Source organism: Microcoleus sp. T3_D1, assembly GCF_036700405.1.
Classification (GTDB): Bacteria; Cyanobacteriota; Cyanobacteriia; order Cyanobacteriales; family Microcoleaceae; genus Microcoleus.
This window is the reverse complement of the sequence record NZ_JAUBOV010000001.1, coordinates 238736-256278: the sequence shown is the minus strand read 5'-3', so window position 1 is coordinate 256278 and position 17543 is coordinate 238736. Positions and strand designations below refer to the sequence as shown.

Below are 17543 nucleotides of genomic sequence, written 5' to 3'. Positions count from 1 at the left end.
GTGACAACGGGAGTGGGAGTTGGAGTTACTACCGGAGTTGGAGTTACTACCGGAGTTGGAGTGGGAGTGACTACCGGAGTTGGAGTGACAACGGGAGTGGGAGTTGGAGTTACTACCGGAGTTGGAGTGACTACCGGAGTGGGAGTGGGAGTGACAACTGGAGTGGGAGTGGGAGTTACTACCGGAGTGGGAGTTTCACTCGGAGTGGGAGTGGGAGTTTCTACCGGAGTTGGAGTTTCACTCGGAGTGGGAGTGGGAGTTTCTACCGGAGTTGGAGTTTCACTCGGAGTGGGAGTGGGAGTTTCTACCGGAGTTGGAGTTGGCGTTGGCGGCGGGTCGATCGCGTCATCAGTCGAAAACACAATATTACCAACACTACTAGAACGCGGAAACGACTGCGATGTAATGGTAGATTGTCCCGTTGTAATTGCACCCGCCGTACCGTTGCTAGCAGCATCCCCCACCACAAACGGTTGAATCGGCGTCCCTCCATCTCCCCCAGCGTGCACAATTGTAATTTTGCCACCACCTGCGCCGCCAGCAGTAGAAATGCTAGCCAATCCCGTCGGCGACAGTGGGGTGGAAAAAGTACCCGTAGCGCGGAAAAAATTGCCTGTTATTGCTGTCACCTCGCCACCGGTGCCGCCTGTACCGCCTTGGGCATTGATAAACTCTACTTGAATATCGCCGATCGGGTCTAAGAACACATTGCCGGCATTTCCGACTATAGCGCTAGAGTTTATTTGTCCGGCCGTAATTGAAGTTATCGCCTTAACAGTTATGTTGCCGCCACTGTCTCCCGATGTATTCAAATTGCCTGCGGTGAAATTGTTACCGCTTGTAAAGAGAATTTCTCCGCCATTAGCAGTAATATTTTTAACACTTATATCGCCCTTGGCAGTAATATCGACTTTGGCGGCGGTGACATCTCCCAATAAGTTGACTTTTTCCGTGTTTAGTGCTGTCAATTGTTGCGCGTTAATTGTCGAGTTTCCTGTCACATTGCCAGCATTGTCGATCGCAAGATTTCCTAACTTGCTGGTGGCCCCCACCGCACCGTTGAAAGTGATGCTACCACTACCAGAGGCTAGAGTTAAGTTGCGGGCCGCATCAATACTGTCGATCGCACCTCCAAAGGCAATATTCCCCCCGGCTGTACTCAATCTCGCATCTTTCGTCAACCCGAGAACACCGTTAATATTGATATTGCCCTGATTAGTAGTAACATTGCCACCTAACTTAGTGCTGGCAGCAGCAATATTAAAACCAGAATTGCTCGCAATATTACCGTTAGTGAATTCCGCCTGCGTTGCGGTAACATTCAAAACAGAAAGTGGTACTGTTTTTCCGATATTTCCTTGCACCAACACATTGCCTGTAGCGGCATCTAAGTTCAGCAAATGATTACCGTCTATCGCACCAGTTATCTTAATATCTCCGCCGCCGGTTCTGAGATTAATATCGTTACCGAGTGTTACAGTGCCGTTGAGAGCGATCGGATTTTTATTGGTATTGATGCCATGATTCAAATTAATTGTGGAAGCCTTGAGAGCAATGCTGCTGTTGTCATTGCCAGTAATAGTGCCATCAAGTGCGATCGTACCGGTTCCCGTTTGAATATTTACTGGATCTAAAAATGTGAGGTTAAAGGGAACACTAATATTGGCACTGCTATCCGATCGCCCGATCGCGATCGAGCTAAATCCATTTTGAATCAAATTAAGTTCCGATGCAGTCACATCTAAAGCGCTAGTATTGTTATCCATTCCGCCAACAACAATATTTTGTCGGGCTGTTGCGGGTTGCAGGGTTAGCGCGCCAGTACCAGAAACGTTTCCAGAAAAATCAATTTCACCTGCTGTTAAATTCAGCGGGTTAGTACCTGCCGATATAGTAGAACCGAAAGCAATAGTTGCATCTTCCAGCGTAAAACTTACAGGAGCTTTTAAGGTCACTGGCCCACTAAAAGTAATGTTATCATTTGTTGTGGTGATATTGCCGCTAACCGCAACATTCCTCCCGCCGTTTTGAATAAATGCACCGTCTAAGTTCAGGTTTTTCTCAATATTGAGATTCACCTTATTGGTAATAGTGAGCGTGCCGTCATTGGTGGTGGTTACAGTTCCTTTGAGATTAACATTATCAGCAGCAATACCGAGATTGCCAGCCACGTCAACTGTATTATTGAAACTAATGTCGCTGCCTGCGAGAATCGGATTATTGGCAACAGTCACAGCATCTGCATAAGTTTGAGTGCCGGTTGTAGTGACATTTCCCTTGACTTGAGTTGTGCCGCCAGCATCTGTAGTCAAACTCGCGGCATTGACTGTTTGATTAAATGCGGTTGTGCCTGTAGAATTAGCTGTTAAATTGCCGATCGCATTTGTTGGATTCCCAACTGCACCATTGAATGTAACATTACCGCTAACCGCCTTCACAGTCAAATCGCTGCTACCATCAACAGTATTATTGAAAGTAATGCTGTCACCTGAAAGAATCGGTTTATTGGCAATTGTAACTGCATCTCCATAAGTTTGACTGCCTATTGTAGTGACATTTCCCTTGAGTTGAGTTGTGCCGCCAGCATCTGTAGTCAAACTCGCGGCATTGACTGTTTGATTAAATGCGGTTGTTCCTGTAGAGTTAGCTGTTAAATTGCCGATCGTATTTGTTGGATTCCCAACAGCACCATTGAATTTAAGATTACCGCTAACCGCCTTCACAGTCAAATCGCTGGTACCATCAACAGTATTATTGAAAGTAATTTCGCTGCCTGCGAGAATGGGATTGTTGGCAATTGTAACTGCATCTCCGTAGGTTTGACTGCCAGTTGTAGTGACATTTCCCTTGAGTTGAGTTGTGCCGCCAATATTAGTCGTCAAACTTGCGGCATTGACTGTTTGATTAAATGCGGTTGTTCTTGTAGAGTTAGCTTTTAAATTGCCGATCGCATTTGTTGGATTCCCAACTGCACCATTGAATGTAACATTACCAGTACCCCCATTCAGAGTTAAATCGCTGCTGCCGTTTACTGTATTGTTGAAAGTAACACCGCTGCCGGAGAGAATGGGATTATTGGCAACAGTCACAGCATCTCCATAAGTTTGAGCGCCCGTTGTAGTGACATTGCCATTTAGTTCAGTTGTGCCGCCAGCATCTGTGGTTAAACTCACGCCCTCGACTGTTTGATTAAATGCGGTTATTCCTGTAGAGTTAGCAGTAATATTTCCTAATGCCTTGGTATTGCCAACTGCACCATTGAATGTAATATTACCCGTACCCCCATTTACAGTTAAGTCGCTGCCAATGTTATTGGCCTCAACAGTATTATTGAAAGTAACGCCACTGCCTGAAATAATCGGATTAGTGGCAATTGTGACTGCATCGGAGTAAGTTTGATTTCCAGTAGTGGTGACGTTGCCATTAAGTTGAGTTGTACCGCCTGGATCAGTAGTTAAATTGGCAGCATTTACCGCTTTAAATATGGTTGTAGCTGTACTGTTGGCGGTGATATTTCCTAATGCTGTGGTGCTGCCTACCGCACCTCCAAAAGTAATATTCCCTGTACTTGCATTCACTGTCAAGCTTTGACTGCCTATTGCCGTCCCATCAAGGGGGCTGTTAAAGCTGACATTGCCGCTGCTAGCAGTTCCAGATGTAGTGAGAGTAGTAGTGGGTTGAGTTAAGACAACTGGCGTTAAAAAGGTCACGTTACCACCGCTGCCAGCGGCGGCTGAAACATTAATATCACCGTTGAGGGTGATATTTCCTGTGCCAGGATTGAGCGTTATTATACCAGCAGCACTGGTACTATCAGCAGATGTAGTGCTGGTATTAATTGCTCCTGTTTGGATGCCTGATGCAGCCGTAAGCGCGATCGCACCTCCGTTGCCAAGAGATGAGCTAACATCTAGAGTTCCCGCAGTGGTGTTAATATTGCCATTCGTGCTGCTGATAGTAATATTTCTACCTGAGTTGAGGATACTACCTGTAGTAATATTTTTATCGGCTAATAGGGTAAAGTTAGCATTTCCTGTACCTGTAATATTGCCATTGCTCCCGTTAATGGAACCACCCACTCCCTGTGATTGCAAGGTCACGGGATAATTAAAATTAACATTTCCTGTCACAGAAATAGTACCAGTTCCATCACTTCTGCCAAGAGTAGCGGAAGAAAAATTATTTGATAAAGCGGCTAAGTCAGTTGCGCTTAAATCGAGTGTAGAGGGATTTTCAGAGCCACCTATTACAATATTTTGGTTGGGGGTAAAAGATTGAATTAGCAGGGGTGAATTAGCTGCTTGTACTGCATTAGCACCTCCCGTGAAGTCAATTTCATTACTGGTAATCGTAATACTTCCTGGTACTTGAGCTATGGCCGGAAAAGGAACAATTTTGCCTAATTGAATTGCGTTAGCAGCACTGAGGTTAATCGCACCACCACCATTATAGTAGATAATAGGGATAGAAATAGAATTGCCGCTTTGCAATGTAATGGCTCCACTTAACCCAGTGTTAAAAACAGAAGTAAGACCACCACTGTTGAGGGTAATATTTCCGGCTGCATTCAAATTAATATCTCCGCCAGGGCAACTACCACCACTACAACTGGTATCTATAGCTTGTATTTGCATACCTCCATTACTACTTGTAATGTTAACAGAACCGGGGACTAACCCCCCAAATGAACGAATGTGACCGACTGTGATATCATTAGCTGCGGTTATAGTAATTGTGCCACCAACATTTCCACCTACTGCTGATGAGCGTACATTATCACCAATGTTTGCTCCTACGGTAGTATCAATAGAACCCGTTTTACTGAATAATGAAATATTGCCTCCATTCCCACTAACGGTAGAAGCGTAAATATTAGCAGTAGTAATGTTTCCTCCGGCAGTGAGGGTGATGTTACCTCCTGCACCCGCACCTGATGAGCGGGAATTCAGAGCAGCAGTAGTAATATTACCGCCAGCAGTTGAGAGGGCGATCGCGCCTCCATTTCCTGAATTGGAACTGGAATTGACATTTCCAGCAGTAGTGTCGATCGCACCTGTCCCCCCAGTAACAGAAAGAGTAGTATTCCCTCCCGTACCTGCACCTCCTGAAGTAGAATTCAGAGCAGCAGTAGTAATATTACCGCCAGTAGTTGAAAGGGCGATCGCTCCCCCATTTCCTGAACTGGATCGGGAATCCAGAATTCCAGCAGTGTTAATAGAACCTGTTCCTCCGGTGACAGAAAGCCTGATATTCCCTCCTGTACCTGCACCAACAGCATTAGAACCCAAAATTCCAGTGGTAATGTTGCCACCAGCAGTGGAGAGGGCGATCGATCCCCCATTTCCTGAAGTGGAACTCGATTGCAGAAAATTAGCAATGGTGTTGATAGAACCTGTTCCTCCGGTGACAGAGAGGGTAATATCCCCTCCCGTACCTGCACCCAGGGAAAACGAAGCCAGTTTGTTAGTGGTAATGTTACCACCAACAGTTGAGAGGGCGATCGCTCCTGCATTTCCTATTCCTAAAGAGGATTGGGAATCCAGCTCTCCAGCAGTGGTGTCGATCGCGCCCGGACCTCCAGTAACTGTGAGGGTAATGTTCCCTGCATTACCTCCAACTAAATTATGGGAAGCCAGCCATTGAGTGGTAATGTTACCACCACCAGTAGTGGAGAGGGAGATGTCTCCTGAATTTCCTCCTGGTATAGCAGAGGAACCAATATCGGCAGCAGCGGTGTTGATATCATTGGTACTGGTGAGGCTAATATTTCCGCCCCTAGTACGAAGGTTGGCATTGACTGATATTGCATTACCAGCATTTAACGCGATCGCGCCATTCCCATTATTAATAATAGGGGAATTAACAGTAATATTGTTATTCGCTAGCAGCGTCAGCGAGTTGGGACTACCCCACAAAACGGGAGCATTAACTGTAATGTTGCCTGCACTGGTAGAAGGCGATGCAGTGGAAATCGTCACATTGCTTGCTCCCAGTTGTGTTTGCAGCGTTCCGTTATTAATCGTAGAAGTAGGGCCGGCGGGAGCAAATGTTCCGTTGCCCAATAAAGTGCCACCGGCATCAGGGTTGCCACCGATAGTGATGTCTGTAGGATCTAGCAATAGCGTCCCTGCAATGCCAAAAGGCGATCGCAAATCAACAAATCCTTGAAAATCCAGCGATTGCTTTCCCGACACTTCCACAAAGCCGCCATTCCCAGAAAACAAGCCACCTCTGGCCGTAATATTGCCATTAAAGCGAGTAGTTTCATCGGCCCAAACTATGACTCGCCCGCCATTCCCATTACTAACAGCATCAGCATTAATCGTCGAGTCGCTGCTAACAAAAGTCCGCCAAGCATTGGGCACAGTCCCCAAACCTTGATAATCTCCGCCAATCAGTACATTACCGCCGCCGTTAATCCCAGAAGCATCGATATTGCCTGCAATAACTCCTACTTTGTCGCCTAAAATATTTACAGTACCGCCAGTGTTGCCAGAGACATTGAGACTGCCGGATGCGATCGCAGTTCCCGCAGTTACAGGCACTGCAACATTCCCCGTCAACACAACTTCACCATTGGGATTTACCGTCAAACCCGTCGCCTGTGCCACACCTTGTCCAGTCAGCAACTCCGGCAAAGATAACACTGGCTGCGTCCAATTGTTTGGCAGCGAACTTTGATTTGCAGTCGGCTGAATATCCAAACTCAATAAATTTCCAGCTTGACTAATTCGCACCAAATTGTTACCAGGTACGGCGCCGATCAGAATATTGCCGCTAGGCGCAGTTACCTGACCATTATTGACAACCGTACCGCCGATCAAACTTAAACTTTGACCTGGTGTCACCGTCAGATTGCCTGCATTAATTATGCTTCCCCCTTGCAAATTTGTAAACGCAAAACTATTCGGTGTCCCAATTAAAGTTGCCCAATTGTTATTGCCGATCGCACTAAACCACTGATTGTTCCCAAAACCAATCCCTGTCGCCGTAGTAGCATTAAAAGATCCAGGCACATTGAGACTGGCATTCGGCCCGAAAATTATGCCAGCAGGATTCATCAAAAATAAATTGGAATTGCCGCCCGTAACTTGAATTAAGCCATTGATTAAAGAAGGATTACCCCCAGTAATCCTTCCCAAAATATTTTGAATATTCGGATTTGTCAGAAAGTTAGCCGTTTGAGCCTCGCTGAGGCCAAACTGAGTAAAACTGTGAAAAAGATTAGCCCCATCTCCGCTGAAAGACCCCCCGGAAATGTCGTAGCGGTTGCCGTTGGGAGTAACAAGTGTGTTAGTGCCGTCTGGTGTCGGGATAATGGGTTGCGCGTTTGCCGAACCCGCCGCTGCACTCAGCCAGCTAACAATGAATAACCATCCGAGCAAATGTAGTTTGTTGGGTGTCATTGTGTTTACAGATGGTGCTTAAAGTGCGATCGTATTTATTTCTCCTATTTTTACTCCTAAAAATTTCTCCTGTCAATAGGAGCAGCCTATTTTTAGTTGCCGAATAATTGGCCGTGAAAAAGGAAATGTATGTTTTTAATTAGTATGATTTACTTAAAAACAATTTTTTTTACTAGAAATCAAGCGCGGGAAATGAAACTTGGTTTCTTTTTTGGACCGAAAACATCCAGGATACCCGCCACGTGATTCATCCGTCCAGAAATAAAAAACCTGTATCCGATAAAGGAGCCCCCGAATTTCTCCGTGGGATCAAGGCTTCAATTCTAAAATCTAAAATCTAAAATCTAAAATCTAAAATCGATTGACTTTCACTGCTTCCCTGACCCAATTAGCTTAAAAAACCGGGTTAATGCGTCCGGGACTGTTGGTGAAAATCTGGCACCGAACGCGAGGTTTAGGGGTTTAAAAAACTCGGAATTTTAGTCAAAACTACGTAAGTACCGATCGCCTCTTATACAGCTTGCTTAGAGTGGAAAAAAACTCGCTCACCTCCCTACTCGCGATCGCAGCCACTTCTTTCTGCATACGGCGAGCAGTTGGCAGCGCGCTTTGAGGAGCAACGAACCCAACAGCCGAATTTCTCTCAAAAACTTTATATTTTTTGGAGGATCTTTACCAAAACTTTATAAAGCTCGATTAAAATTTTTATGTATTTTTGAGGAAAGCCAATATTTGCAAGTCTTGCACTCAACTTTAGACCGTTACCGAAACCAAGTAAATGTAGTACGTTGGAAGTCTAGGCAGGGTGAAAATCTTGCTGTTACAGATTAAAATGTGTCAATCTGGTGTCAGTGAAAACTCTTAGAAGAAGCACTCATTTACTCCAAAACACCCTTAAGTGAGATATGTATGTAGATTCACTGGTGTGGAGCCTCTTCTTTAGGTTTGACGATCGTCCTAAATATCGCAGGCTCGCGATCGTCTATTCGCGTCACGGCAACATGGCATTTAGGGCATTTTGGGCCTTACTACCTAACAATACTGGAGGAATCAGGGTTATGACTACCTTAACGCTAGTCAAAAAAACATCTTTTACAGTCGCCAGCTTGGCAACCACAATGTTGCTCAGCATCTGCACGCCCGTCCGAGCTTTCATGTTTGGCACGAGCGGCATCCAGTTCGATCGAGACACCAGCATCAATTTTACATTCGACCAATCTCAGGGACTATACCAGTCCAGTTTGTGGGTAGCCCAATCCCAGCAGGACAACACGGGCTACAGCAACATATCCACTCTGTTTAACGAAACTAAACCCTCAGATAACGGCTCCGCCAACAAGGGAGAAGGAACCTTCGGCAACGCTGTCACATCCCCAGACGGCAAAATTACCCAAAGTTTCACCTTTCTCAAAGATCAAATTTACGCCCTCCTGCTTTGGAGCGACACCGGCACTGGCAAGCCCTTCGAGCAATACGTCTCCAGCAGCACCTTTATGAACAGCAGCCTCTGGTTCGCCGCCGACACCAGATTCAGCAGAATTGAATGTCTGACAACTGGATGCCAGCAAGCCGTGTTTGGCGACTTTGAGCTCAACTACAAATCCAGCAATCCATTTAGCACCGTCAACGATGGCAAGGGCCCAGAGCAGTTTCAATCTGCGACAACAGAACAACTCGCTAAGGGTACAAAGATTTCCTTTGACGATGGCAGCAAAGGAAATGACGTTGACTTTCAAAACTTTAGCCTGTCGGCTGAGTTAGTCCCCGAACCAGTCCCCGAACCAGTCACAGTATTCGGGACTATGCTGGGGATCGGGGCTTTGGCAGCAGCTCGCCGGAAAAAAAAGCGAGGGCAGTAACCATAAAAATGACTCTTAACCAGACCCATACAAATCTAAATAGTGCGTCTGTTCAGTGGTACTCTGAGAAATAGCATTTCTAAATGTTAAGACTTTTTCCATAACGGGAAAAATAGCATCCTAACAAAGGCACTATTCATGGTATCCACCGCAGAAAAAACGAACGTAGGCTACATCACTCAAATCATTGGGCCGGTTGTAGACGTAAAATTCCCAGGCGGCAAACTGCCCCAAATCTATAACGCTCTCACGATTTCCGGCAAAAACGAAGCAGGTCAAGACGTTGCCGTTACCTGCGAAGTTCAACAACTGCTCGGAGACAGCCAAGTGCGTGCAGTTTCCATGAGTACCACCGACGGCTTGGTGCGTGGCATGGAAGTAGTAGATACCGGGGAAGCAATCCAAGTTCCCGTCGGCATCCCAACTCTCGGCCGGATTTTTAACGTCATCGGTCAACCCGTAGACAACCTCGGCCCGGTCAATACTTCCGAAAGTATGCCCATCCACCGCAACCCGCCGGCTTTCACCGAACTGGAAACCAAGCCTTCGGTGTTTGAAACTGGGATCAAGGTGATTGACCTGCTCGCCCCTTACCGTCGCGGCGGCAAAATCGGTTTGTTCGGCGGCGCAGGCGTCGGCAAAACCGTGATTATGATGGAACTCGTGAACAACATCGCCAAGGCTCACGGCGGCGTGTCCGTGTTCGGCGGTGTGGGCGAGCGCACCCGCGAAGGTAATGACCTCTACAAGGAAATGATCGAGTCGGGGGTTATTAACGAAGAAGACCGCAGCAAATCAAAAATTGCTCTGGTTTACGGTCAAATGAACGAGCCGCCTGGTGCTCGGATGCGCGTGGGCCTGTCGGCTCTGGCGATGGCCGAATACTTCCGCGATGTCAGCAAGCAAGACGTGCTGCTGTTCATTGACAATATCTTCCGGTTTGTGCAAGCGGGCTCTGAGGTATCGGCTCTGTTGGGTCGGATGCCTTCGGCTGTGGGATATCAGCCGACTCTCGGTACAGACATGGGCGACTTGCAAGAACGGATTACTTCGACTACCGAAGGTTCTATTACTTCGGTTCAAGCTGTGTACGTACCTGCGGATGACTTGACTGACCCCGCACCGGCTACGACTTTTGCTCACTTGGACGCTACAACTGTGTTGTCTCGCGGCTTGGCTGCGAAGGGGATTTATCCGGCTGTTGACCCGCTGGATTCTACGTCTACGATGTTGCAAGTTAGCGTTGTCGGCGAAGAGCACTATGGTGTTGCTCGTCAAGTGCAGTCTACTCTGCAACGCTATAAGGAATTGCAAGACATTATTGCAATTTTGGGCTTGGATGAGCTGTCGGAAGATGACCGCTTGACGGTTTCTCGCGCTCGCAAAATTGAACGCTTCTTGTCTCAACCGTTCTTTGTGGCTGAAGTGTTCACCGGTTCCCCCGGCAAGTACGTCAAGCTGGCAGATACCATTAAGGGCTTCCAGATGATTTTGGCTGGCGAACTTGATGAATTACCGGAACAAGCGTTCTATTTGGTGGGCGACATTAGCGAGGCGATCGCCAAAGCTGAAAAAATGAAAGCTGACGCCAAGTAATTTTAGTCATGAGTCATTAGTCATTGGTCATTAGTCATTGGTCATTAGTTGTTAACAGTTAAAAGTTAACAGTTAACAACTAAGTGACTGATGATAGCCGACGGCTGACTAATGACTAATTACTAATGACTGGTGACTGCTGACTGCTGACTAATGACTAATGACTAATGACTAAGGACAATTTATGACATTAACTGTGCGCGTAGTGGCCCCAGACAAAACTGTTTGGGATTCTAATGCTGAAGAAGTAATTCTGCCGAGCACCACAGGCCAACTGGGTATCTTGAGCGGTCACGCTCCCATGTTGACAGCTTTGGATACCGGAGTGATGCGCGTCCGTCCCGGCAAGGAATGGGTGTCTATTGCTCTGATGGGTGGCTTTGCAGAAATCCAAGAAAACAAAGTTACTATTCTTGTCAACGGCGCTGAAAAAGGCGAAACCATTGATAAAGAAGCTGCTCGTACTGCTTACACCGAAGCAGAAGCTCGTTTGCAAAAGGCTACTACCGGCACTTTGCAAGAGCAAATTCAAGCTAAGCAAGCCATCAAACGCGCGAGAGCTCGTTTTCAAGCTGCCGGCGGCACGATCTAGCGATCGCGGGTAGGGACATAGTGCTTTTGTAGCAGGGACACAACATTGTTCATAGGTGTCAACAACCAGCCTGAAAGCCTTGAGAAATCTCGTTTTTACCTGAGTCCAGATCCCCCTAAATCCCCCTTAAGAAGGGGGACTTTGATCGGAGTCTTGTCCCCCCCTTCTTAAGGGGGGCGCCAGGGAGATCGAACCCTAATAGTCAAACAGCAGACCGGTATTACGTTTGACGTTAAGTTGACACTAATGAACAATGTTGTGTCCCTACTTTTTTCTTAAATTCCAACTTCCGACAATAGAGATTGCATTGTTTCCCAAGATAACCCCTGCTGAAGATAGCGGGGGTTATTTGGATTGTAGGGGCTCTCCAGTCGATCGACACTGACAATTTTTGCTTCCTCCGGCAAAACAGGAACGTCTGGATCGAAAGCAGTCGATCGGGTCAGGGAGCTAGAAAAGCCTTTAAAAATAGCAATTTCATCGAATTCGCCGTCTATTTCGGCCTTGACGATTAAAACTTCGTGCGATCGTTTTACCGTGTATTGTTCCAAGCGGCGAGCAATAGAGTCAGCCATAGCAAATCTCACTTTCCTGAAATCTGCTATAATATAGCTTAATTTTGCGGCTAATTTTAGGGACATCCCGCTAAAATCTTATTTTTAATTCGAGCTTTTTTAACCGCAGGAAGTAAGCGGACATAATATAAGTCCTGTAAAAAACATCGGGAAGATTTTCCTCCTGCAAACCTGCTTGTCCCATATTTTATGAGCCACAGAAAGACTAGGTTTAAATTATCGTTTTCCAGTCAAATGTTTATTAAACGGCGTTTTCCTTGGGGATAGACGCTGCTATTTATGCTAGCTTTTTGCTTGATTTGAACTCGGACAAGTTGCAACTCAGAGCTAATAAATAACTGTTTACGGGGCGGCAATTCTAGTTAGTGACTTAATTTTCGCTCCTTTGGGCGATCGAGAAAAATATATGTGCCGATTTGTCGATCGAGTCACAGTAAAAGGAAAAACATCGGCCGTGTCGGTGTTTAAAATTAATGATGCCGCAACCGAACCAAGCATTGAAATAAAACCCGATATTTCTATTATTTAAAAGGCTTCTGGAGCGGTAGTTCGAGCAAAGTTTTACTAATTTGCAAAAAAAAATTCAAGAAGATTTGCGAAATAAATACTCAAGATAAGTTAGCACCAATTTACTCTCAGCGCTCTCGGAAGAATCGAATGTATGGAGGGCCACCAGGATGGTCGGGGATAGAAGCTTTGGATGAAAAGTAGTAAAAGTAACATTAAGCTGACGGCAAAAATTTTTCTGTATTTATCCGGTTTTTGTACCTGGCCTCAGTCATAATACATTTAAGCCGAAGCATTCGACCCCAAAATTCGGAGTTTTTCTGAAAGATACGCCGTTGAGTGCGCTGCTTTTGACTTCAAACTCGCATATACTGCGGAAAGCTATGCGAGAATTAAACTCAGTTTCTATGAAAAATCTCAGGTGGGACAGCGATTCAGGAAGAAACCAAAAATCGGGTTTTTCTTGCGTAAGTTTTGTTTAAGTACAAAATGGTTTAGAATACTGACCAGCGGTAAATCTTCGCTCCGAGTATTAACTGTGTCTTTAAAGCTAAATTAATGTTATGTCCACTCTTTCTATCAAGCGCTTGGTGGCCAAACTTTCTGGAAAAGCCACGCTCCAAACTGTACTCATAGTTCCGTTTGTCTTGCAAGTATTTGCAGCGGTGGGTATTGTGGGATATTTATCATTTAGGAACTCTCAAAGAGCAGTGAATGACCTTGCGGATCAATTGATGGGGGAGGTGAGCAATCGCATCGAGCAAAATTTGAGAACTTATCTGCAAACTCCGCACAAAATCAATCAAAGCAAGCTGGATGCAGTGAAACTGGGTTTTGTGAACATGAGAGACTTGTCAGCTTGGGAAAAGTATCTGTGGCGACAAGTACAATTATATCCTTATATCAATTTTACATCGATCGCTAATTCAGATGGAGAATATCGCACTGGCGAAAAGATGTCTAACGGCACTTTATTGATTAACGCATCGGGCCCGTCTACAAATTTTGATTTTTATTCTTACAATACTAATGATACGGGCGATCGCACTACAGTAGCCGCCTCCGTTAAAAACTTCGACATCCGGCAGCACCCTTCCTACACCTATGCGGCTCTAGAAGCCAAACCAACTTGGAGTTCAGTTTATGTATCCTTCCTAGAACCCACCTTGCTCCTCAGCGCGCTGCAACCAGTTTACAACAGCCAGAAACAGCTAGAAGGAGTATTAATTGCTGCTTTGCGTCTCGACAGTATCGGTCAATTTTTAAACAGCCTCAAAATAGGCAAATCCGGTCAAACTTTTATTATCGAAAGAAACGGCACGCTGCTGGCAACTTCCACACCCGAAAAACCTTTCCGCACCCAAAACGGTCAAAAAGAACTGTTTAAAGTTACAGAAAGCAGCGATGCAGTAACGCAAACTACAGCTAAATATTTAGAAACTCACTTTCACAACTTGAACAAGATTACCAAATCGCAGCAACTCCATTTTGAAATAAATGGGAAGCAGCAATTTTTAAAAGTCCTGCCCTTCCAAGACGACAAGGGTTTAGATTTGCTGATTGTCGTTGTCGTTCCCGAAGCCGACTTTATGGAACAAATTCAGGCCGGCAACCGCACTACAGTGTTGCTATGTCTGGCAGCTTTGGGCATGGCAACTGTGTTAGGAATTATCACTTCTCGCTGGATTATCAAACCTCTTATAAAATTAAAAAATGCAGCAATAGCGTTGTCTGAAGGACAATTTGACAAAACTGTAAAGCTCGATCGCTCCGACGAGTTGGGCGTACTTGCCGCTGCTTTTAACAGCATGGCAGCACAACTGCAAGCATCTTTTACTGCCTTAGAAACTAAAAATACCGAATTGCAGCGACTGGACAAACTAAAAGACGAATTTTTAGCCAATACTTCCCACGAACTCCGCACTCCCCTCAACGGCATTATTGGGATTGCAGAATCTTTAATAGACGGTGCTACCGGACAACTGCCAGACTCAACAAATTTTAACTTAGCTTTAATTACATCATCGGGCAAAAGATTGTCTTCTTTAATTAACGATATTCTGGACTTTTCTCAGCTCAAACACAAAACGATAGAACTGCAAATTAAGTCCGTCGGTATTCGAGAAATAGTCTCTGTAATTCTCACTTTGTCTCAGCCATTAGTAGGCAAAAAAAACTTGCAGTTGATTAACTCAGTAGATCCTGAATTGCCGCCAATAGCAGCCGACGAGAATCGCTTGCAGCAAATACTTTACAACTTAATCGGCAATGCGATTAAATTTACCGAAAGCGGCCGAGTAGAAATTTCTGCAGAATTGGTAACTGGCAAGGCACAATCACCCCTTAATCCCCAATTAGCTATTAGTGTATCTGACACCGGTATTGGCATCCCCGAAGATAAATTAGAGCGAATTTTTGAATCCTTTGAACAAGCTGACGGTTCCACTGCTAGAGAATATGGCGGCACGGGTTTAGGGTTAACTGTTGCCAAGCAATTAGTGGAATTGCACGGAGGTAAAATTTCGGTATCTTCAACTGTAGGCGTTGGTTCCCAATTCACCTTTACTTTGCCCCTCTCTGAGAATCAACCGGAATTTAGCAGCATACAGCCGCGTTTAACCGAGGCCTCTCCCATTTTTATCACTCCTGAACTAGCCCGCCAATCATCTATAATAAATTCTCAGGTATCAGACAATAGCGACTTTCTAGAAAGTGAAAAATTAAAAATTTTGGTAGTTGATGATGAGCCGATTAATATTCATGTCATCATCAACAGTCTTTCTGTAGCAAACTACGAGATTACTCAAGCGAGCAACGGCTTAGAAGCTTTAAATCTGATTGAATCAGGATTTAAGCCAGACTTAATTTTACTCGATGTAATGATGCCCCAGATGACGGGTTATGAAGTATGTCGAGAAGTCCGCAAAAAATACTCGCCTTTAGAAATGCCGATTCTGATGCTGACGGCCAAAAATCTAACTACCGACTTGGTAGAAGCTTTTAACTTAGAAGCAAATGATTATGTAACTAAACCTTTTATCAAAAAAGAATTGTTGGCTAGAATTAACACGCAAATTCGCCTAGCCAAACTGAATGCAGCCTACGGCAGGTTTGTGCCACACGATTTTCTCAACTTGCTGGAAAAGCCGAGTATTATTGAAGTAAAATTAGGCGAACATCAGGAAAAAAATATGACAGTGCTGTTTGCTGATATTCGCTCGTTTACGGCGCTTTCCGAAAATATGACACCGGATGAAAATTTTGCATTTATTAATACTTACTTGGGAAGGGTTAGCCCTGCAATCAGGAAGAATAACGGGTTTATTGACAAATACATTGGGGATGCAGTCATGGCACTGTTTCCTACATCTCCTGAAGATGGTGTGCGAGCAGCAATTGATATGCAGAAAGAAGTAAATCTCTATAACCAACAGCGAGAAAAAAATGGCTTGTTTCCGATCGCGATCGGCGTCGGTTTGCACGCGGGCAATTTGATGTTGGGTACCATTGGCGAGCGAGAACGGATGGAAAGTACGGTGATTGCTGATGCGGTGAATCTCGCGTCTCGTTTGGAAGGATTGACTAAGGTTTACGGCGCGGGCATTCTAGTTAGCGGTGCAATTATCGCTCGCCTCGACGATCCAGAAAGATATAAGTACAGATTTGTCGATCGAGTAACGGTGAAAGGAAAGACAAATGCTGTGTCGGTGTTTGAAATATACGATACAGAAACAGAGCAGAGCATTGTACTCAAGCAGCAAACTGCGGAGGTTTTTCAAGAAGCTCTCAATTTTTACTACGAGCAAAAATTTGTTGCCGCCCAAAAAGTATTTCAGAATATTTTACAAATCAATCCGGACGATCGGGTAGCAATGCTGTATTTCAAACGGTCTCGCAAGTATCGAATGTACGGAACCCCCGAGGGGTGGTCGGGCGTGGAAACTTCGACGGAGAAATAGGGCGCGAACTGCACGCCCTACTCTGTTTAAAATATGGTTGTACAAACTTTAAAATATAGTTGTACAAACGCCTAATTTATTCCAAGTTTTAGGGCCGACAATGCCATCAGCAACGAGTTGTTCTTGCTTTTGAAAATTGATGACTGCTTGTTGGGTTTTAGGGCCGAATCCTCCATCAGTAGTTACGGAAAATCCGCTGGCGTTCAAGAGTCGCTGAAGGTAGCGAACGTCCTCATTTTGGGTGACGCCATCGTTGCGTTTGAGTAGGGGAAAATAACGGCAGGAAGGTAATTCCATGTGAATTGCGTTTGTGGTTTGCATAGTTTGAGTCTCCATTGGTTGTTTGCAAGTTGTTTGAAAGCAGAGAAGTGCGGAAATGATGTTAATAGTCCTGGATGCACTTTTGACGGGCTGAAACGGGGTTTTGGCTTCGCTCAACCACCAGTTTTTTTAGCGTTTCTGGGGGCTGAAACGAAGTATTGTTGTGAAAAAACCCAGTTTCTTGCTAGCCGTGCGCCTAGGATTAGTTAACTTGGATTTAACATCCGGGTTCATCTGTATAACAAGCACCTAATAGACTCCAAGTTTGAGGGCCGACAATGCCATCAACAGCAATCTTATTTTCCTTTTGAAATTTGATGACTGCTTGTTCGGTTTTTGGGCCGAAGAATCCATCAGTTGCGACGGGATATCCGTTTTTAACTAAGGATTGTTGGAGATAGCGCACGTTTTGATTGGCAGTGGTGCTATTATTTCGTTTCAGTGTGGGCAGTGAAGAGCAAAGAGGCAATTGAGCGTAAATTGAATTTGTGGTTTGCATGGTTTGATTGGGGATTAGTGGTTGGCAAGTCGTTTGAACTTGCTATTCCCCAGTTGTAGCTGTGGGTGGAAGTGCTTTAACAGTCGCTTTTTATAGTGACGCTTATCTGGGGTAGCTCAGATGAGTGACAGCCCGCTATCAAATCCGTTTTGTACAGAGTAATTGTCAAAGGCAAACAGCAGCAAATTTCCATTTTTTATCAACTTTTAGCATCTTTGCCGGAAGCCCC

At 45.2% G+C, this 17543-nt stretch carries 8 protein-coding genes; 4 read left to right on the top strand and 4 right to left on the bottom strand.

Annotated elements, in window-relative coordinates; all coding sequences use genetic code 11:
- A partial coding sequence (locus QT992_RS01050) for a two-partner secretion domain-containing protein (protein WP_333376353.1) occupies positions 1-7406 on the bottom strand: 7406 nt, incomplete at its 3' end.
- Between the two features lie 1058 nt (positions 7407-8464).
- Here QT992_RS01050 and QT992_RS01045 point away from each other — a divergent pair.
- From QT992_RS01045 to atpC, 3 genes are all read left to right on the top strand, one after another.
- On the top strand, positions 8465-9265 hold the full coding sequence (locus tag QT992_RS01045) for a PEP-CTERM sorting domain-containing protein (protein ID WP_333337062.1): 801 nt from the start codon (positions 8465-8467) through the stop codon (positions 9263-9265).
- A gap of 138 nt (positions 9266-9403) precedes the next feature.
- Complete coding sequence (atpD, locus tag QT992_RS01040; RefSeq protein ID WP_333318384.1) at positions 9404-10861, top strand: F0F1 ATP synthase subunit beta; 1458 nt, start codon at positions 9404-9406, stop codon at positions 10859-10861.
- A gap of 184 nt (positions 10862-11045) precedes the next feature.
- Positions 11046-11453, top strand: a complete 408-nt coding sequence (gene atpC, locus QT992_RS01035) for an ATP synthase F1 subunit epsilon (protein WP_333318381.1) — start codon at positions 11046-11048, stop codon at positions 11451-11453.
- 275 nt (positions 11454-11728) lie between these two features.
- Here atpC and QT992_RS01030 read toward each other — a convergent pair whose 3' ends face one another.
- Positions 11729-12028: a DUF7734 family protein gene (locus tag QT992_RS01030; RefSeq protein ID WP_333318379.1), complete on the bottom strand. Its 300-nt coding sequence runs from the start codon at positions 12026-12028 to the stop codon at positions 11729-11731.
- 1070 nt (positions 12029-13098) lie between these two features.
- Between QT992_RS01030 and QT992_RS01025 the strand changes: the two genes are divergently transcribed.
- The gene (locus QT992_RS01025; protein WP_333337065.1) at positions 13099-16494 is read left to right on the top strand and encodes an ATP-binding protein; all 3396 of its coding nucleotides are present in this window, start codon (positions 13099-13101) and stop codon (positions 16492-16494) included.
- A gap of 48 nt (positions 16495-16542) precedes the next feature.
- Here QT992_RS01025 and QT992_RS01020 read toward each other — a convergent pair whose 3' ends face one another.
- Positions 16543-16815: a peptidoglycan-binding domain-containing protein gene (locus QT992_RS01020; protein WP_333318375.1), complete on the bottom strand. Its 273-nt coding sequence runs from the start codon at positions 16813-16815 to the stop codon at positions 16543-16545.
- A 217-nt stretch (positions 16816-17032) separates the two neighbouring features.
- Entirely contained in the window at positions 17033-17314 is a 282-nt protein-coding gene (locus QT992_RS01015; RefSeq protein WP_333318374.1) for a peptidoglycan-binding domain-containing protein, read from the bottom strand.
- Between the last annotated feature and the right edge of the window lie 229 nt (positions 17315-17543).